The sequence below is a fragment of the Aeromonas lusitana genome (assembly GCF_002812985.1).
Lineage (GTDB): Bacteria > Pseudomonadota > Gammaproteobacteria > Enterobacterales > Aeromonadaceae > Aeromonas > Aeromonas lusitana.
This window is the reverse complement of record NZ_PGCP01000058.1, coordinates 1-17,302: the sequence shown is the minus strand read 5'-3', so window position 1 is coordinate 17,302 and position 17,302 is coordinate 1. Positions and strand designations below refer to the sequence as shown.

Here is a 17,302-nt window from a genome sequence, read left to right as displayed (position 1 = left end):
AGCTGCACGCTGACCCGGCCCAGCTCGGCCAGGCTACCGACATGGGTGCCGCCACAGGGGATGGTCACCTCGGCTCCTTCCAGCACACAGTGCCAGTAGCGGGACTCTATGATGGCTTCACCGGCTCGGGAGCGGCGAATGTCGCCGCCGGTTGCCAGCCACTGCACCAACTGATCGTTGATAAGACCTTCTATCTGGGCGAGCTCAGCCAGCAAGGCCTCGCTGTTCACTCCCTTCTTGCGCAGACTCTTGCCGATCCGATACTGCTCCCGGGAGCCGCAGGGTTCGACACGCGATGTCTGGATGGCGAGCCGGTCGAAATCCGGCTGACCAAGGGCATCCCGCTCGCTAACCTCCTTGCGCCAGTAGGGGGTGAGTACCCGGTTGAGCGCCAGTGCGGCCAGATGGCAAGCGCTGTGGCCGAGGCTCAGGGCATGGCGGGCCTTCGCATCCACCTTCAGTTCGACCGTGCTGCCGACGGCCAGCTCATGCCTGCCAGCCAGGGGGTGCACCACCACGAAGGCCCAGCCTTCGGCGCCGCGTTTGACCGGGATCTCAGTGTCCACGAACAGCTCTCCCTCCGGACTAATGGCGCCCATGCGGCAGGGGCCCACATCAGCCTCACCGCCATGCCAGCAAACTGTGCCTATGTCTCCCGGTTGATCGGGCCAGAGGTGGCTCTGGGGATGAAAAGGGGAAAGTTCGGTCACCAGCAAGGTCGGCTCGCCGGCCTGGCAATAGACCACCTTGGCCTGCTCCTGGTGATGGCCCAGCACGAAGCTGGCGCGGCTATGTTCCATGAATGGCTCCTGCGCACTGCATATGAAGAAAGCCGCAGCATACGCCAAAGTGAAGACAGGCTCATTAACCCGCGTTAATGAGCCTGTCTGGAGGTGCCAGATTGGGTGCTAGATCATGGAGACCAGCAGGTAGGCGTTGAGGCCGATCACCAGGGCGACGATGAGACGTCCCAGCGCCTGGGTGACGGGGTGGTTGCGATGCTGGCCCATCAGGGCGCGATCCCCGGTCAGGATCAGCAGGGGAATGAGCGCAAGGGCGATACCAAAGCTCAGGATCACCTGGCTCAGCACCAGGATCTCCGTGGTGTTGAGCCCCATGGCGATCACCACGAAGGCGGGGGCCATGGTGATGGCCCGGCGCAGCCAGAGCGGTATGGTGAAGCGCACGAAGCCCTGCATCACCACCTGACCGGCGAGGGTCCCCACTACCGTGGAAGAGATGCCGGAGGCCACCAAGGAGAGGCCGAACAGGGTCGCCGCCGCCGGGCCGAGCAAGGGGGTGAGGGTCTGGTAGGCGGTCTCCAGCTCGGCCACCGGCTGATTGCCCGTGCCGTAGAAAGCCGCCGCCGCCATGGCCATCATGGCCAGGTTGACGAAGCCGGCGATGGTCATGGCGATGGCCACATCCACCTTGGTGGTGTGCAGGCGCTGGGTGACAGTGCCCTGATCCTGGGTGTGCTGGGTCAGCGCCGAGTGCAGATAGATGACGTGGGGCATGACGGTCGCCCCTAGCACGCCGGCGGCGAGGTAGACCGCATCGCTGTTGGGCAGGCCGGGGAAGAGGGCACCTTCCAGCAGGCTCGGCAGGTGAGGGCGGGAGAACACCAGCTCGACGATATAAGCGGCGGCCACAAACAGCAGCAGGCCGCCCACCGCGAACTCCAGCGGCTTCTGGCCACGGGATTGCAGCATGAGAATGCCCCAGGTGACCACGGCCGTGATGCAGGCCCCTTCCAGCAGGGTGACCCCGAACAGCAGCTTGAAGCCCACGGCGGCGCCGATGAATTCGGCGAGATCCGTGGCCATGGCGATGATCTCCGCCTGTACCCAGTAAGCCCAGACCGCGGGCTTGGGCAGCTTGTCGCGAATGTGCTCCGCCAGGTTCTTGCCGGTGACGATGCCGAGCTTGGCGGACAGGGTCTGCACCAGCATGGCCATCAGATTGGCCCACACCACCACCCACAGCAGTTGATAGCCGAAGGTGGAGCCTGCCTGGATATTGGTGGCGAAGTTGCCCGGATCTATGTAGCCGATGGCAGCGATGAAGGCGGGCCCCAGCAGGGTCAGCTTGAATTTGCGGGCCGGGATGGCCGTGCTCAGTGCGGGTTGCATAGGCGCACCCTCCAGAAGTATATGCAGATAGCATAGATCTAAATGATAACTGTTATCAATTGAAGTTTTGTATCACTTCCATCGATAAAAACATCTGTCGACGCCGGTTGCAGTAGGAGAGGCGATTTCGTACAATACGCCGCCCTAGAAAGCAGTGTCTAAACACCACTATGTTCCTTGCCTCCGAGGTCTGGCTGCACCTGGGCGGAGGCTGAATTAATCCGTAAGGAGCTAAAATGCGTCATTACGAAATCGTCTTCATGGTTCATCCGGACCAGAGCGAGCAAGTACCTGGCATGATCGAGCGTTACACCGGCGCTATCACCACCGCTGGTGGTACCATCCATCGCCTGGAAGATTGGGGCCGTCGTCAACTGGCTTACCCGATCGACAAGCTGCACAAGGCTCACTATGTTCTGATGAACGTAGAAGCTGAGCAGGCCGTTATCGATGAGCTGGAAACCAACTTCCGCTTCAACGATGCCGTTATCCGCAACATGATCATGCGCACCAAGCACGCCGTGACTGAAGTTTCTCCGATGGCCAAGGCCAAGGAAGAGCGCTTCACCCGTCGTGACGACGAGCGCCGCGAAGATGCTGTTGAAGCGTCTTCCGAAGAGTAATTCTTAGATCACCGCATTAGAGGATAAAGGCCATGGCACGTTATTTCCGTCGTCGTAAGTTCTGCCGCTTCACCGCCGAGAACGTTACCGAGATCGACTACAAAGATATCGTTACTCTGAAAAACTACGTCACTGAATCTGGCAAGATCGTACCGAGCCGTATCACCGGTACCCGCGCCAAGTATCAGCGTCAGCTGGCACGCGCCATCAAGCGTGCTCGTTACCTGGCTCTGCTGCCGTACACCGATCTGCACAACAAGTAAGAATCGGTCCGGCACTTAAGCCTAACTCAACTTCATTAGAGGAAAGGTAATGCAAGTTATCCTGCTCGACAAAATCGCCAAACTGGGCGGTCTGGGTGACCAAGTCGCTGTTAAAGCTGGCTACGCCCGTAACTATCTGATCCCGCAAGGCAAAGCCGTTATGGCTACCAAGGCCAACATCGAGACCTTCGATGCTCGCCGTGCTGAACTGGAAGCCAAGCTGGCTGCCGGTAAAGCTGCCGCTGAAGAGCGCGCTGCCAAGCTGGGTGAACTGGCTGCCGTTGTTATCGCCTCCAAATCTGGCGACGAAGGCAAGCTGTTCGGTTCCATCGGTACCCGTGACGTGGCTGAAGCCATCACTGCTGCCGGCGTCGCCGTTGCCAAGAGCGAAGTCCGTATGGGCAACGTTCTGCGTAACACCGGCGAGTACGAAGTTGTTGTTCAGCTGCACGCTGACGTCAAAGCAACCGTACAGATCCAGGTTGTTGCTCTGTAATAGCGTTTCGCTCTTGCAGAAAAAACCCGCGCAACTGCGCGGGTTTTTTTCTTTTTGAATCAAGGGGTGATCAAAGGGTAAAGTGAGGCTCCGTTCCCAAGAAGGAGATCCTTATGGCAGCCTGGGTCGAAGGCCGTGTCATCGAGCGTATCGAATGGACGCCTACCCTGTTTTCCCTGCGTGTGGCGGCAGATCTTGCCCCCTACAAGGCAGGACAATTTACCAAGCTGGCTCTGCAACGGGGCGATCAGCGAGTCCAACGGGCCTACTCCTTCGTCAATCCTCCCGGCACCCCCTATCACGAGTTCTATCTGGTCGAGATCCCGGACGGTGAACTGACTCCGTCTCTCGGCGCCTTGCAGCCAGGGGATGAACTGTTGGTGTACTCGCAGGGTACCGGCTTCCTGACCCTGGACGAGCTGCCCGCCGGGCGCGATCTCTGGCTGCTCTCCACCGGCACCGCCATCGGCCCCTTCCTAGCCATGCTGGCGGACGGCGAGGCGTTCGAGCGCTTCGAGAACCTGGTGCTGGTGCACGGGGTGCGCAAGGGGGAGGAGCTCAGCTATCAGGGGCTGATCACCAGCCTGGTGGATCAGTACGGGCCGCGTTTTCACTATGTGCCCTTCGTCAGCCGTGAAGAATGGCCGGATGCCATCAGCGGGCGGATCCCGGCGGCCATCAGTGACGGGCGCTTGCAGGCACGGGTGGGGCTCGAGTTTGCGGCCGAGCACAGTCAGGTGATGATCTGCGGTAATCCCGCCATGGTGAAAGAGACCCAGCAGGCCTTGCTGGCACTGGGGTTGGCCAAGAACCTGAGGCGGACGCCGGGCAATGTCAGTGCGGAGAATTATTGGTAGAGCAAGCAGTGTAACGCGCTAATTTATTCTGTTTTTCCATTCACTTCGTTTGCAGAACTCATGATTTTTGGTTCGTCATGCTGCCGCAAACCGGGATCCCGGCGCTCCTTGGGGGCCGTCTCCTGGCGGGGGGTGGCCTCACGGCGGGCCGGGGGCGCATCAAACGCCGCGCCGCTGTTGAGCAGCCGGGAGAGTAAATGGGAAATGGAGTTGCGCATGATAGCCTCGTCACAGCAGGAGGACGGGCAGTGTAGCCTTGCCAAGCTTAACGGAAACGGAACGGCGCTCGCGGCCGAATCTGCGGAACTTGGTGATGAAATGGCGGGCAATATGCGAGATTGGGTCGACTTCCTCTTGCTTGAGGCCAGAAGAGGAAGAATGCCAGTCGATTACACTTTGTACCAGGCGATGCGCCCCATCTTCTGCTGCTTTCGAGGGCGGCATCCTGACAGGATCAGGGCGCCAGCCCGCATTATTGATGCTTGTTGTTCCCCTTGTTCCCCTTGTTCTGCTTGTCATGGCCCTTGCCTGGGTTGTTGCCGCTGTGGATGCTGCGGTTGTAGTGATCGCGGTACTTGCCGTCCATCTTGTCGCAGTTGAGCTGGATGCGGCTGTCGCGGGTGCTGACATCGAGGCAGTTGTCCTGCCACCAGTCGTACTCCTTGTCGTCCCAGTCGAGGTTCACCTTGACGTTGTCCGTGTCGATCCTGATGCCGTCGTCGTTCTTGTGAGGCGCCGCCGTGGCGATGCCCTGGACGAACAGCAGGCTAAGCAGCAGGGGAGTGAGAGTGCGCATGATGACCTCGATGTCAGGGAAAGAGCGATCAGTGTATCCGCCGGTTCCTTAATCATGGCGGAATCGGGAGATCAATGGGGCGCCTGATCCTGCCGCTCTGGGCGGCTATTTGTCCAATTCGGTCGGGTTCTGCCCATCCAAATCAGGATATGAGGGAAATCCGGCGATGGGCCTTCATTCTGCGGTCTGGCTGACTATAATCGGCAGCCAAATTTCCTCTGCACCACATCGTCGCTTCATCATGACTACACAGGACACCGCCGCACTGCGCTACCCCAAGGGGTGGTTCGCACTGACCACGGTTTACAGTTTTACCGGGTTGGCCATCCTGGCCTCCATCGTCTTCTCCCTGCTGCTGTTTCTCTCCATCGACGACAACCCGCTGATGAAGTGGCTGTTTGGCGGGCTCGCCATCATCTTCGAACTGGGCAAGTTTTACGTCTGGTATGAGTACGGGGAGTGCAAGGCGCGCCGGGATCTCGGCGGTGCCTTCTGGTCGCTGCTGTTTTACAGCGTGCTGGCGGCCATCTCCATCGGCGGCAGTATCGGCGGCATCAACAGCGCCACCAACACCATTCTGAGCCAGCAGGCGCGCCACGAGCGGGAAATCGCCCGCTTCGACGAGCAGATCGCCAGCATTGAGCGCCAGATCCAGCTCAACGAGGACGCTGCTCGCAAGTACATAGAGATGGCGCGGATCTCCAGCGGCGTCAGTGGCCTGCAGCAGGCCAACACCAAGCTCAGGTTGAAGCAGGATGAGCTGCGCCAGGAGCGGGATGCCAAGCCCCTCAACGAGCAATCCTCCATGCTGGGGCTGATGAGCAGCCTGGCGGACGGGGTGGGCATGAGCATCAGCCAGGTGCAGTTCCTGCTGGTCTGCTTCCTCTCCATCCTGCTCGATGCGTTCGGTGCCTACTTCGTCAGCCTGATCGGGGCGGAGAACCGCTTCCGCCGCTGGTGGCAACGCCAACAACAGCAGGCGCAGGCCGATGCCCTCGCGTCGGCGGATCCGCTACCGGTGGCCAAGCCTGCCCCCGAGCCCGCCCTGGTGGCGCGGGTGCGCAGCGTGCTGGAGAGCGGCGAGCTCAAGTGCAGCAAGCGCAAGGTGGCCGAGGCGCTGGCCCTGCCGCTGGAGGAGGTGGACAGGGTGTTCCAGCATCTGCTGGCAGAAGGGGTGCTGGGGCAGGGCAGCAACCGCCACTACCATCTGCAGACCAACTGACCACAAGGCCACCCCAGGGTAGCCTTGTTGCAACTGACGGAAAGCTAGTGGGTCAGCACCATCATCAGGCTGAGGAAGGCGGCGAGCCCGCCGCCCAGGCCGATGATCCAGTAAAACCCCTTGGCCCCCTGTTTGAGCGGGATCCGGAAGTAGACCAGGAAGGCCCACCACCCCAGTGCCAGCAACAGAGGAATAAGAAACATTCGAGCCATGTGGTCCTCGCTGTTATTCTGTGGATCCTTGATCAATCAACAGGATGGATTGTGCAATGACGCAGCTACAGATTACCGCATTCGGCGACCCCTCGGTACTCAAGCTCACCCCTTCGCTGGACAAGGTCCCCGCACAGGGGGAGGTCCGGGTGCGCATCTGCTTTGCCGGCGTCAATCCCATCGATGCCAAGACCCGGGCCGGGCTCGGCTGGGCGGCGGCCCAGAACAAGGACAAGCTGCCCTGGACCCCGGGCTATGACGTGGCCGGGGTGATCGACAAGGTCGGCCCCGGCGTCACCTCCCTCAAGGAAGGGGAGCCGGTGTGTGGCATGGTGGGCTTCCCGCTGGTGGGAGGCGCCTATGCCGAGAGCATAGTGGTGAACGAGCGCGAGCTGGTCAAACTCGATGGGGTGAGCCTCAAGCAAGGGGCTGCCCTGCCGCTGGCGGGCCTCACCGCCTGGCAGGGATTGTTCGAGCACGGCGGCCTCAAGCGTGGTCAGCGGGTGCTGATCCTGGCGGGGGCTGGCGGTGTGGGCCATCTGGCGGTGCAGTTTGCCAGCGCCTACGGAGCCGAGGTGGTGGTCACCGCCAGCAAGGAGAATCACGGCTTCCTGCACGGCATCGGGGCCGATCTCATGGTGGATTACCACGACGCCGACTGGGCGGCCCAGGTCGGCCTGGTGGATCTGGTGCTGGATCTGATGGGGGGCGAGAGCGGCAAGGCGGCGCTGGCCTGCGTCAAGCCGGGTGGCCAGCTGGTGACGGTGCCAACCATCACGGCCCAGCTCATCAAGGATGCGGGCAGCGCGCTCGGTATCCAGGTGAGCGGCATGCTGGTACACCCCGACAGCAAGCAGCTGGCCCAGATGCTGATCCTGCTGCGCCAGGGGGATGCGCACATCACCCTGGCCGGCGAATTCGCCCTGGCGGAAGGGGCCCTGGCCCACAGGGCCATCGAAGCGGGCCATGTGCGTGGCAAGCTGGTGCTGCGGATGCCGGGCGCCGAGCGCTATCCCGCATGATGGAGTCGCTGGAAACCGGGCTGGGCTGGCTGTTTCTGAGTGCCTTCACCTCGGCGACCCTGCTGCCGGGCAGCTCGGAGGTGCTGCTCGGCGTCATGGCAAAGCAGGAGCAATGGAGTATGGCCAGCCTCTTGCTGTGGGCTACCCTTGGCAACACGCTCGGCTCCATGACCACCTGGTGGCTCGGCTGGCTCGCCACCTTCAAGAAGAAACCGGAAGATTTTCAAGGCAGTGGGGAACAAAAGGCACTCGGTTGGCTCAAACTCCATGGTCACTGGTGTCTGCTGCTTGCCTGGACACCCGTGATAGGTGATGGTCTCTGTCTGCTGGCCGGCTGGCTGCGCCTCTCGTTCTGGCGCTCCCTTGTCTTGATCGGGCTTGGCAAATTGTTGCGTTATGCCCTGGTATTTCTGCTGGCCAGGCAGATCTTCTAGCTATTTTTTCGTTCACTCACGAGGTAACCGTGAAGCAACTCATCCCATTAAGCCTTCTTCTGGGCTTCGCCCTGCCCGCGCTGGCGGCCCCGACCCTGGTATCGGAACAGGTCAAGCAGGAGGGCAAGCTCGGCATTCCCTACCAGATGTACAAGCTGGACAACGGCCTGACCGTGATCCTGGCACCGGACAAGTCCGATCCCCTGGTGCACCTCGACGTCACCTATCACGTGGGCTCGTCCCGCGAGACGGTGGGCAAGTCCGGTTTCGCCCACTTCTTCGAGCACATGATGTTCCAGGGCTCCAAGCACGTGGGCGATCAGCAGCACATGCGGATCATCAACGAGGCCGGTGGTGACATGAATGGCACCACCAACAAGGACAGAACCAACTACTACGAGACGGTGCCGGCCAATCAGCTGGAGAAGGTGCTCTGGCTGGAGGCGGATCGCATGGGCTTCCTGCTCGATGCGGTGAGCCAGAAGAAGTTCGAGATCCAGCGCGCCACCGTCAAGAACGAGCGGGCCCAGCGCATCGACAACCAGCCCTATGGCCTGGTGAGCGAGAAGGTGGGGGAGGCGCTCTACCCGCGCACCCATCCCTACTCCTGGCAGCCCATCGGCTATGTGGAGGACTTGGACCGGGTCGGCGTGGATGACCTCAAGCAGTTCTTCCTACGCTGGTACGGGCCAAACAACGCCACCCTGACCCTGGGGGGGGATTTCGACACCAAGCAGGCGCTGGCCTGGATTGAGCAGTACTTCGGCTCCATCCCGCGCGGCCCGGACGTGGCCGAGCCGACCCCTGAGCCCACGGCGCTGCCCGAGACCCGCTATGTCACCCTGGAAGACAAGGTGCACCTGCCGCTGCTCTACATCAGCTACCCGACCGTGGCCCTCGGCGACCCGCAGGAGCCGGCGTTGGACATCTTCGCCGACGTGCTCGGTGGCTCCGCCAGCTCCATGCTCTATCAGTCCCTGGTCAAGACCGGCATGGCCATCGAGGTCGGAGCCTCTCACTCCTGCGAGGAGCTGGCCTGTACCCTGACCGTTTATGCCTATCCGAATCCGGCGGTGGATGGCAGCCTCAAGACCCTCAAGGGGGAGGTGGACAAGGTTATCGCCGATTTCGCCGGTCGCGGCGTCAAGCCTGCGGATCTGGAGAAGGCCATCAGCAGTTACCGCGCCGCCGCCATCTGGGGGCTGGACAGCATAGAAGGCAAGGTGAGCCAGCTCGCCATGGGCCAGGTGCTGGCCCAGGATCCCAACTATGTGTTCAAGAACCTGGACGCCATCGCCCAGGTCAAGGCGTCTGATGTCAAGGCCGCCTACGACAAGTTCATCGCCGGCAAACCCGCCGTGGTGCTGAGCGTGGTGCCCAAGGGCAAGACCCAGTGGCAGGCCGGTGAGCCCAACTTCACCCCGGCCAAGCGGGAGCTGCCGGATTACAGCCAGCGCGCCGAGCCTCTGGCCCTGCGGCCGGTGAAGGACAATTTCGACAGGAGCGTGCAGCCCAAGGCTGCCGAGGCGGTCAGCGTCAAGGTGCCGGCCATCTGGCACGGCAAGTTGGACAAGGGCATCGAGATCATCGGCACCCAGAGTGACGAGATCCCGGCCGTCTCCATCATGATCGCCCTGCCGGGCGGCATCCGGGCCGAAGGCAAGGGGGAGCTGGGGCTCGCCAGCCTCACCGCCGCCATGCTGGAGCAGGGCACTGTGCGCCTCTCCGAGGCCGAGCTCAGCGACGAGCTGCAAAAACTCGGCGCCAGCATCAGCATCTCCACCGCCCAGTACAACAACCTCATCACCATCAGCAGCCTGACCGACAAGCTGCCTCAGACGCTGGCACTGGTGCGCGAGGTCCTGATGCGCCCCGGCCTGCGGGAGGCGGACTTCGAGCGGCTCAAGGCGCAGATGCTGCAAGGCATGAAGCAGAGCGAGCAGCAACCCGAGTGGCTGGCGGGTCAGGCGTTCCGTGAGCTGGTCTATGGCAAGCAGAGCCGCCTCGGTCAGCCGACCGACGGCGTGCTGAGCGACGTCGAGAAGCTGACCCTGGCGGATGTGAAGCGCTTCTATCAGGAGTACTACAACCCGACCAATGCCAAGGTGGTGGTGACCGGGGATGTGACCCAGCAGCAAGTGGAATCCGAGCTCGGGTTCCTGACCGAGTGGAAGGGCGCCGCGCCCAAGCTTGGGGATCTCAAGCCTTTGGGTGAGCAGGCCAAACCTGGCATCTACCTGGTGGACAAGCCGGGTGCGCCCCAATCGGTGATCCGCATCGGCCGCCGCGCCATGCCGTTTGACACCACGGGGGATTACTTCGTCGCTAACCTGATGAACTTCAACCTGGGGGGCAACTTCAACAGCCGGATCAACCTCAACCTGCGGGAAGACAAGGGCTACACCTATGGTGCCAGCTCGGGCTTCTCCGCCAATCGTGAGGCGGGGGTGTTCGCCACCGGTGCCAACGTGCGCAGCGATGCGACCGTGGATGCCATCCGTCAGTTCCTGAAGGAGATGGACGGCTACCGAGCGAGCGGCCCGACCCCGGTGGAGCTGGCCTACATGCGCAGCGCCGTCTCCCAGCAGGATGCACTCTCCTACGAGACGTTGGCGCAGAAGGCCGGTTTCCTGCTGCAGATGATCATGTATGACCTGAAACCTGACTATGTGCTGGCCCAGAGCAAGCTGATCAAGACGGTGTCGCCGGAGACGTTAAAAGCCAGCGCCGCCCGCTGGCTGGATCCGGCCGACATGGTAATTGTGGTGGTGGGTGACAAGCAAAAGCTTGAAAAACCGCTGGCGGAGCTTCATCTTCCCATCTATCCACTGCAGTTGCCCTGACAGTTGCTGCAAAAATGAGCGCCGCCCCCCGTGGGCGGCCACACATGAGCCGTGAATATGACTACTACTAGCTTGTCGCTCACCGAGTTGTTGGCTGCCCTGGGAGCCCCGGAGCGGGTGACCGCCCTCAAGGGCATTCGGCGCGGGATAGAACGTGAATGTCTGCGCATCACCCCGGAAGGGACCCTCTCCCAGACCGATCACCCCAAGAGTCTGGGCTCGGCCCTGACCCATGCCAACATCACCACCGACTACTCAGAGAGCCTGCTGGAGTTCATCACCCCGGCCACCGACTCCATCGAGAGTCTGATCGAGCAGCTCGGCGACATCCATCGTCACACCATTCATCACCTCGGTGACGAGCGGATCTGGCCCCTCTCCATGCCCTGCTTCGTCGGGGACGAGGAGAGCATCCGGCTGGCCCAGTACGGCAGCTCCAATATCGGCCGGATGAAGACGTTGTACCGGCAGGGGCTGAAGAACCGCTACGGCAGCCTGATGCAGGTCATCGCCGGGGTGCACTTCAACTTCTCCATGCCGGACAGCTTCTGGTGCGAGTGGCAGGATCTGGTGGGCGAGGGCTGTTGCAGCCAGCGCTTCATCTCCGACAAATACATGGGGCTGATCCGCAACGTGTATCGCTTCGGCTGGCTGGTGCCCTATCTGTTTGGCGCCTCGCCGGCCATCTGCGACTCCTTCCTGAAGGGGCGCAAGAGCAGTCTGCCGTTCCAGAAGACCGGCAAGGGTACCCTCTATCTGCCCTATGCCACCGCGCTGCGCCTGTCCGATCTCGGCTACACCAACAGCGCCCAGGCGGGGCTCAAGATCAGCCACGACAACCTGCCCGCCTATGTGAGCAGCCTGCGCCGCGCCATCAACACCCATGATCCCGAGTTCGCCAAGATAGGGGTCAAGGTGAATGGCGAGTACCGTCAGCTCAACGACAACGTGCTGCAGCTGGAGAACGAGCTGTATGCGCCCATTCGTCCCAAGCGCACCCCGCGCAGCGGCGAGAAGCCGTCCGACGCGCTGGAGCAGCGTGGCATCGAATACATAGAGCTGCGCACCGTGGACGTGAACCCCTTCACGCCGTTCGGTATCGAGGTGGATCAGATCCGCTTCTTCGACCTGTTCCTGGTCTGGTGTCTGCTGCGCCCGTCTCCCGTGCTGACCGACGAGGAGGTGGCGCGCAATCGCCGCAACCAGAACAAGGTGGTGCTGGAGGGGCGTCGTCCCGGCCTGGAGTTGGAAGACGAGCAGGGCAACCCCATCGGCCTCAAGGAGTTCGGTCTCAAGCTGTTCGACGAGCTGGATCAGGTGGCCGAGCTGCTGGATCGCTGCTGTGGTCGCAACCGCTACCGCGAGACGCTGGCCATGCACCGCGAGAAGCTGCTCAATCCCGAGCTGACCTATTCCGCCCGCCTGCTCAAGCAGTTGCTGGAAAGCGGTCAGGACAATGGCTGCTTCGGCGACGAGCTGGCGAGCCGTTATCGGGAGCAGATGCTGGCCGGTGAGCTGGAATACTGGGACGAAGCCTATTTCGCCGGTGAGGCGCGCGATTCCCTGGCCAAGCAACGGGAGCGGGAGCGCGGTGACAGCCTGTCGTTCGACGACTTCCTCGCCGATTACTTCGGCACGCGCCAGACCACGGTCTGACGCCCTGCCCTTGATGAAAGCCGCTCTCTGGAGCGGCTTTTTTATGGGGCGTTTTTCAGAGCGGCGCGATGGACGATCACCAGTCGTTCCAACTGAGCCAGCAGGTAGTCGCGATAACCTTGACCAAACAGCTTGCCCGGCTCCAGGGAGGCGATCAGGGCCTGTCGGCGCTGGCTTTGCAACAGGGGCAGGCGGCGCACATGGGTATCTATCCAGACGATGGCGCCTGACGGGGCCTGCATCAGGTTGCCAAGGTGCAGATCCCGGTGGTAGTAGCCCTGTCTGGCCAGCTGGAAGATGTCTTTGGCCATCTGGCGCAGCAGGGCCAGTCGGCCGGTTTCATCGGCCTGGCGAAAATAGGCATCGCCAGACTGGTGATCCTGCAGGTACTGCACGGCGAGGAAAGAGGCGAGGGGGTTGAGGGGATTGAGGGCCAGACCGGCCGCCTTGCAGGGCACCACGTTGAGGCCGGCCTGGCGGATCAGGCGGTTGCTGCGGTATTCGCGAAAGGCATCGATGTGGCCGATCAGCCGCTTGCTGAGCAGGTCCCGGCAAAACCAGCGCAGGCTCCAGCGGGGATACTTGTCGGGCACCAGTTTGCAGAGGCTGCTACTAGAGGGATGGTGCCAGAACAGGCTGCTGCCTTGCTCTTCGAAGCGCCGGGTCTGGCTGGTCTGAGCCAGGATCAAGTTTGGCAGCTTGAGATCGTCGTTTATCAGCAGGTAGTAGTGTTTTCTTCCGTTGAAATGCAAGGAGGTCAGTGTCATAGCGCTGTTTTTAGTATTGCTGACGGTGATTAATTGTCTCCTCCAAAAGCTGATGGCACCTGAATGGGATGCGGGAAAAAGAAAACGGCCCCGCAGGGCCGTTGATGCATATGGGTCGACGACGGGATCAGAGGATCATGCCGCCGAAGAAGAAGCCCAGCGCCACTGCCATGGCGATGGTGGCGACACCCGGGATGAAGAAGGGGTGATTGAACACCGCCTTGCCGATCCGGGTTGAACCTGTGTCATCCATCTCGACCGCGGCCAGCAGGGTCGGGTAGGTCGGCAGCACGAACAGGGCGCTCACCGCGGCGAAGGAGGCGATGGCGGCCAGCGGGCTCACACCGAGGGCCAGGGCGGCAGGCATCAGCGCCTTGGTGGTGGCACCCTGGGAGTAGAGCAGCATGGAGGAGAAGAACAGCACCACGGCCAGCAGCCAGCTGTACTGGTTCAGCAGATCGCCGGCGAAGGCCTGGATCTCGACCATGTTGCCCTTCACGAAGACGTTGCCCAGCCAGGCCACACCCAGTACACAGATACAGGCGGACATACCGGACTTGAAGGTCGGCATGTTGGTGACCTGGGAGGCGTCCAGCTTGCACAGCAGCACCATCAGGGTGGCAGCGGAGAGCATGATGCCCATGATGGCGCCATCACGGGGGATGGGCGGGCTGGCGATCAGGCCCACGTTGCCGGAGATGGCGGTGGCATAGGCCATGACGGCGACGATGGCGGCGACGAAGATGCCGACGGAGAGCTTGGCGTAAGGTTTGATCTCAACCTTGCTGGTACCGCGCAGCTTGATCAGGCCCTTGGCCTTGCGCTCCAGATAGACTTCGTCCTGCTCCAGCGGCTTGCCCAGCATGTTGGCCACGAAGGCGCCCAGGATACAGGCGATGAAGCTGGACGGAATGCAGATGGCCAACAGGGTCAGGTAATCGACACCGAGCGGCTCAAGCATGCCGGAGAAGGCAACCACGGCCGCCGAGATGGGGGAGGCAGTGATGGCGATCTGGGAGGCGACGACCGCGATGGAGAGCGGACGGGAGGGGCGAATGCCCTGCTCCTTGGCCACTTCGGCGATCACCGGCAGGGTGGAGAAGGCGGTGTGACCGGTACCGGCCAGCATGGTCATCAGGTAGGTGACGACCGGGGCGGCGAAAGTAATGTGCTTGGGATTCTTGCGCAGGGCTTTCTCGGCAAGGGAGACCAGGTAGTCCATGCCGCCGGCCAGCTGCATACAGGCGATGGCACAGATGACGGACGCGATGATCATGATCACGTCCCATGGCAGATAGGTCACCAGCTGATCGCCCGGAATGGGCATGCCCAGACCCCAGGTCAGTACCAGCACCCCGAGGCCACCGGCGAAGCCGATGCCGATGCTGCCGATCCGGGCCCCCAGATAGATAGCGGCGAGCACGACAAGTAACTCGATTCCAATCATAGCGAACACTCCAATTTCCAGTTTTTTTAGGTTTTATGTGGCAGGAAAGCCAATTCCCGATGGGGCTGGGGAGGCCAATCGGGAACTGACTCTAAAAGGCCGGGGTTTCCCCCGGCCTGTCGATCCGTTTACACGGTGGCTTCGCGAGTGTAACGCTTGGCCTTGTATTGCGGGTTCATCAGGTTCTCGATGGAGAGGATCTCGTCCAGCTGCTCGGCGGTCAGCAGGCCGCGCTCCAGCACGACCTCACGGACGTTCTTGCCGGTCTGGGCACAGATCTTGCCGACGATGTCACCTTCGTGGTGGCCGATGAAGGGGTTCAGGTAGGTCACGATACCGATGGAGTTCAGCACGTGGTTCATGCAGATTTCCGGGTTGGCAGTGATGCCTTCGACACACTTCTCACGCAGGGAGACGCAGGCCTTTTCCATCAGGCTCAGGGATTCGAACATGGCCTGACCGATCACCGGCTCCATCACGTTCAGCTGCAGCTGACCCGCTTCGGCGGCGAAGGTGATGGTGACGTCGTTACCGAACACCTTGAAGCAGGACTGGTTGACCACTTCCGGGATAACCGGGTTGACCTTGGCCGGCATGATGGAGGAACCGGCCTGCATTTCTGGCAGGTTGATTTCCTTCAGGGCAGTGCGCGGGCCGGAGGAGAGCAGACGCAGGTCGTTACAGATTTTGGACAGCTTCATGGCCAGACGTTTGATGGCGCCGTGCAGCATGACGTAGGCACCGCAGTCGGAGGTCGCTTCGATGAGGTCCTCTGCCGGTACATAGGCACGACCGGTGATCTCGGCCAGGCGCTTGATGGCCAGGGCGGAGTACTCGGGCGGGGTGTTCAGGCCGGTACCGATGGCGGTGGCGCCCAGGTTCACTTCCAGCAGCAGCTCCTGGCAACGCTTGATGGACTTGATCTCTTCACGCAGGGTGACGGCGAAGGCGTGGAATTCCTGACCGAGCGTCATGGGAACCGCATCCTGCAGCTGGGTACGGCCCATCTTGAGGATACTCTTGAACTCTTTGGCCTTGGCGTCGAAGGCGGCGATCAGGCCTTCCAGTGCAAACAGGGTGGTGTCTGTGCTGTTGACCACGGCCACGCGGAAACCGGTCGGGTAGGCATCGTTGGTGGACTGGCACTTGTTGACGTGGTCGTTCGGGTTGATGACGTCGTAGCGACCCTTCTCCAGACCCATGATCTCGAGGGCGATGTTGGCCAGCACCTCGTTGGTGTTCATGTTGACAGAAGTACCGGCGCCGCCCTGGTAAACGTCGACCGGGAACTGGTCGAAGCATTTGCCGGTGTTGAGCATCAGATCGCAGGCTTCGATGATCTTGTCGGCGATTTCGGGACGGATGGTACCCAGCTCACCGTTGGCGAGTGCGGCTGCCTTCTTGGTCAGCACCATGCCACGGACAAATTCGGGAACGTCAGAAATCTTCTGAGTGCTGATCTTGAAGTTTTCGACGGCGCGCAGGGTGTGCACACCGTAATAGAGATTGTTGGAAACTTCTTTGGTGCCCAGCAGGTCTTCTTCAATGCGGACGTTCTTGATGTCGCTCATTGTAATGCCTCAGAAATCAGATAAATGGAAAAATCCTCACCGAGTGGTCGCGACTTCCTTCACGCACGGTTCATCCTGAAGCACCACACATCGAGTGGGGCGGTTGGGAGCCAGATGCCCCCGGGTAAACATTGATGTAGATATTACCTCAATCGAGGTATCCGATATTAGACCTGGATCACTAAATTTGAGGCGACCCTAAATATCTTGTGGTCATTAAACAGATACTGCAATTGTGCGATTTACTGTGACAGAACAACCACTTCAATCCCAGTTATTCAATAAGATATTTGTCTGAATCCCGATCCCTATCACTCATCAGACTTGAAAAATGAACGGGAAGCCCCATTTTAGTTGTCAGAACCAATAGAGCCGTGGCCTGGCGCCGAGATCGCGCCCCAGATGGTGCCACCTCTGGTTCATCTATTTCACCCGCACCGAGGTTTTTATGGGCAAGTTGTTACTGTTATTGGTTGGCCTGGTCGTGCTGGAGCTCACCGTGATGATCGAGGTGGGGTCCGTGATCGGTGCCTTGCCGACCGTGGGCCTGCTGATCCTGACCGCCGTGCTGGGCTCCTCCCTGGTGCGCAGCGAGGGGATCAAGACCCTGTTCAGTGCCCAGCAGAAGATGCAACAAGGCGAGATGCCGGGCCGTGAGGTGATGGGCGGCATCATGCTGGCCCTGGCAGGTCTGCTGCTGATTATCCCGGGCTTCGTGACCGACTTCTTCGGGATCCTGCTGCTGCAACCCTGGCTTCGCAACAAGCTGGCCGACAAGCTGGTGGGCAGCAGTCAGTTCCGGATGCAGATGGGAGGCTTCCAAGCGCAGCAGCCGCCGTTTGGGGCAGATTCGATCGATGGGAGGCAGGATAATCGCGGTGGCACCACCATCGAAGGGGAATTTGAGCGTAAAGAGTAATAGCCAGACTGTGCCATCAGGGTTTGCCCTGATGGCACAGTC

General features: G+C 61.2%; 18 protein-coding genes. 10 read left to right on the top strand and 8 right to left on the bottom strand.

The window, feature by feature from the left end; translation table 11 throughout:
• Both CUC44_RS20855 and CUC44_RS20850 read right to left on the bottom strand, forming a co-directional pair.
• Window positions 1-800, bottom strand: an 800-nt coding sequence (locus tag CUC44_RS20855; protein WP_100861761.1) for an alanyl-tRNA editing protein, incomplete at its 3' end; no start/stop codon positions are given.
• Window positions 801-908: 108 nt separating this feature from the next.
• The gene (locus CUC44_RS20850; RefSeq protein WP_167388981.1) at window positions 909-2,132 is read right to left on the bottom strand and encodes an Nramp family divalent metal transporter; all 1,224 of its coding nucleotides are present in this window, start codon (window positions 2,130-2,132) and stop codon (window positions 909-911) included.
• A 236-nt stretch (window positions 2,133-2,368) separates the two neighbouring features.
• Between CUC44_RS20850 and rpsF the strand changes: the two genes are divergently transcribed.
• The 4 genes from rpsF (at window position 2,369) to CUC44_RS20830 (ending at window position 4,371) form a co-directional block, all read left to right on the top strand.
• On the top strand, window positions 2,369-2,755 hold the full coding sequence (gene rpsF / locus CUC44_RS20845; RefSeq protein ID WP_005331771.1) for a 30S ribosomal protein S6: 387 nt from the start codon (window positions 2,369-2,371) through the stop codon (window positions 2,753-2,755).
• A 32-nt stretch (window positions 2,756-2,787) separates the two neighbouring features.
• Window positions 2,788-3,018, top strand: a complete 231-nt coding sequence (gene rpsR, locus CUC44_RS20840; RefSeq protein WP_005313392.1) for a 30S ribosomal protein S18 — start codon at window positions 2,788-2,790, stop codon at window positions 3,016-3,018.
• Window positions 3,019-3,067: 49 nt separating this feature from the next.
• The gene (gene rplI / locus CUC44_RS20835; protein ID WP_005331773.1) at window positions 3,068-3,514 is read left to right on the top strand and encodes a 50S ribosomal protein L9; all 447 of its coding nucleotides are present in this window, start codon (window positions 3,068-3,070) and stop codon (window positions 3,512-3,514) included.
• 113 nt (window positions 3,515-3,627) lie between these two features.
• Complete coding sequence (locus CUC44_RS20830) at window positions 3,628-4,371, top strand: ferredoxin--NADP reductase (RefSeq protein WP_100861759.1); 744 nt, start codon at window positions 3,628-3,630, stop codon at window positions 4,369-4,371.
• Window positions 4,372-4,394: 23 nt separating this feature from the next.
• On the opposite strand, the gene CUC44_RS21065 is transcribed toward CUC44_RS20830, so the two are convergent.
• Entirely contained in the window at window positions 4,395-4,589 is a 195-nt protein-coding gene (locus CUC44_RS21065; RefSeq protein WP_157812817.1) for a hypothetical protein, read from the bottom strand.
• Between the two features lie 254 nt (window positions 4,590-4,843).
• Entirely contained in the window at window positions 4,844-5,167 is a 324-nt protein-coding gene (locus CUC44_RS20825; protein ID WP_100861758.1) for a hypothetical protein, read from the bottom strand.
• A gap of 241 nt (window positions 5,168-5,408) precedes the next feature.
• On the opposite strand from CUC44_RS20825, the gene CUC44_RS20820 reads away from it, so the two are divergent.
• Window positions 5,409-6,389, top strand: a complete 981-nt coding sequence (locus CUC44_RS20820; RefSeq protein WP_100861762.1) for a Preprotein translocase subunit SecY — start codon at window positions 5,409-5,411, stop codon at window positions 6,387-6,389.
• Window positions 6,390-6,433: 44 nt separating this feature from the next.
• On the opposite strand, the gene CUC44_RS20815 is transcribed toward CUC44_RS20820, so the two are convergent.
• Window positions 6,434-6,601 (bottom strand): hypothetical protein, encoded by a 168-nt coding sequence (locus tag CUC44_RS20815; RefSeq protein ID WP_167388980.1) that lies wholly within the window; start codon window positions 6,599-6,601, stop codon window positions 6,434-6,436.
• A gap of 56 nt (window positions 6,602-6,657) precedes the next feature.
• Here CUC44_RS20815 and CUC44_RS20810 point away from each other — a divergent pair, with 56 nt between their 5' ends.
• The 4 genes from CUC44_RS20810 to gshA are packed head-to-tail and all read left to right on the top strand — an operon-like array spanning window position 6,658 to window position 12,556.
• Window positions 6,658-7,623 (top strand): NADP-dependent oxidoreductase, encoded by a 966-nt coding sequence (locus CUC44_RS20810; RefSeq protein WP_244166815.1) that lies wholly within the window; start codon window positions 6,658-6,660, stop codon window positions 7,621-7,623.
• The gene (locus CUC44_RS20805; RefSeq protein WP_100861755.1) at window positions 7,620-8,057 is read left to right on the top strand and encodes a YqaA family protein; all 438 of its coding nucleotides are present in this window, start codon (window positions 7,620-7,622) and stop codon (window positions 8,055-8,057) included. The genes CUC44_RS20810 and CUC44_RS20805 overlap by 4 nt, the downstream gene beginning before the upstream one ends.
• 29 nt (window positions 8,058-8,086) lie before the next feature.
• A complete protein-coding gene (locus CUC44_RS20800) occupies window positions 8,087-10,900 on the top strand; it encodes a M16 family metallopeptidase (protein ID WP_100861754.1) in 2,814 nt (937 codons plus the stop codon).
• Window positions 10,901-10,957: 57 nt separating this feature from the next.
• On the top strand, window positions 10,958-12,556 hold the full coding sequence (gene gshA, locus CUC44_RS20795; protein WP_100861753.1) for a glutamate--cysteine ligase: 1,599 nt from the start codon (window positions 10,958-10,960) through the stop codon (window positions 12,554-12,556).
• Between the two features lie 41 nt (window positions 12,557-12,597).
• On the opposite strand, the gene CUC44_RS20790 is transcribed toward gshA, so the two are convergent.
• From CUC44_RS20790 to aspA, 3 genes are all read right to left on the bottom strand, one after another.
• Window positions 12,598-13,323, bottom strand: a complete 726-nt coding sequence (locus tag CUC44_RS20790) for a lipopolysaccharide kinase InaA family protein (protein WP_100861752.1) — start codon at window positions 13,321-13,323, stop codon at window positions 12,598-12,600.
• Between the two features lie 127 nt (window positions 13,324-13,450).
• On the bottom strand, window positions 13,451-14,770 hold the full coding sequence (locus CUC44_RS20785) for an anaerobic C4-dicarboxylate transporter (protein ID WP_100861751.1): 1,320 nt from the start codon (window positions 14,768-14,770) through the stop codon (window positions 13,451-13,453).
• 128 nt (window positions 14,771-14,898) lie between these two features.
• Window positions 14,899-16,341: an aspartate ammonia-lyase gene (gene aspA, locus CUC44_RS20780; RefSeq protein WP_100861750.1), complete on the bottom strand. Its 1,443-nt coding sequence runs from the start codon at window positions 16,339-16,341 to the stop codon at window positions 14,899-14,901.
• 448 nt (window positions 16,342-16,789) lie between these two features.
• On the opposite strand from aspA, the gene CUC44_RS20775 reads away from it, so the two are divergent.
• Window positions 16,790-17,260: an FxsA family protein gene (locus CUC44_RS20775; protein ID WP_100861749.1), complete on the top strand. Its 471-nt coding sequence runs from the start codon at window positions 16,790-16,792 to the stop codon at window positions 17,258-17,260.
• The last annotated feature ends 42 nt before the right edge of the window (window positions 17,261-17,302 follow it).

Bases quoted from the DNA above. Each gene is read 5' to 3' on its own strand.
- CUC44_RS20820 (WP_100861762.1), top strand. From the start codon at position 5,409: ATGACTACACAGGACACCGCCGCACTGCGCTACCCCAAGGGGTGGTTC.
- rplI (WP_005331773.1), top strand. From the start codon at position 3,068: ATGCAAGTTATCCTGCTCGACAAAATCGCCAAACTGGGCGGTCTGGGT.
- gshA (WP_100861753.1), top strand. From the start codon at position 10,958: ATGACTACTACTAGCTTGTCGCTCACCGAGTTGTTGGCTGCCCTGGGA.
- CUC44_RS20775 (WP_100861749.1), top strand. From the start codon at position 16,790: ATGGGCAAGTTGTTACTGTTATTGGTTGGCCTGGTCGTGCTGGAGCTC.
- rpsR (WP_005313392.1), top strand. From the start codon at position 2,788: ATGGCACGTTATTTCCGTCGTCGTAAGTTCTGCCGCTTCACCGCCGAG.
- CUC44_RS21065 (WP_157812817.1), bottom strand. From the start codon at position 4,589: ATGCGCAACTCCATTTCCCATTTACTCTCCCGGCTGCTCAACAGCGGC.
- CUC44_RS20810 (WP_244166815.1), top strand. From the start codon at position 6,658: ATGACGCAGCTACAGATTACCGCATTCGGCGACCCCTCGGTACTCAAG.
- aspA (WP_100861750.1), bottom strand. From the start codon at position 16,341: ATGAGCGACATCAAGAACGTCCGCATTGAAGAAGACCTGCTGGGCACC.
- rpsF (WP_005331771.1), top strand. From the start codon at position 2,369: ATGCGTCATTACGAAATCGTCTTCATGGTTCATCCGGACCAGAGCGAG.
- CUC44_RS20830 (WP_100861759.1), top strand. From the start codon at position 3,628: ATGGCAGCCTGGGTCGAAGGCCGTGTCATCGAGCGTATCGAATGGACG.
- CUC44_RS20815 (WP_167388980.1), bottom strand. From the start codon at position 6,601: ATGGCTCGAATGTTTCTTATTCCTCTGTTGCTGGCACTGGGGTGGTGG.
- CUC44_RS20805 (WP_100861755.1), top strand. From the start codon at position 7,620: ATGATGGAGTCGCTGGAAACCGGGCTGGGCTGGCTGTTTCTGAGTGCC.
- CUC44_RS20825 (WP_100861758.1), bottom strand. From the start codon at position 5,167: ATGCGCACTCTCACTCCCCTGCTGCTTAGCCTGCTGTTCGTCCAGGGC.
- CUC44_RS20850 (WP_167388981.1), bottom strand. From the start codon at position 2,132: ATGCAACCCGCACTGAGCACGGCCATCCCGGCCCGCAAATTCAAGCTG.
- CUC44_RS20790 (WP_100861752.1), bottom strand. From the start codon at position 13,323: ATGACACTGACCTCCTTGCATTTCAACGGAAGAAAACACTACTACCTG.
- CUC44_RS20785 (WP_100861751.1), bottom strand. From the start codon at position 14,770: ATGATTGGAATCGAGTTACTTGTCGTGCTCGCCGCTATCTATCTGGGG.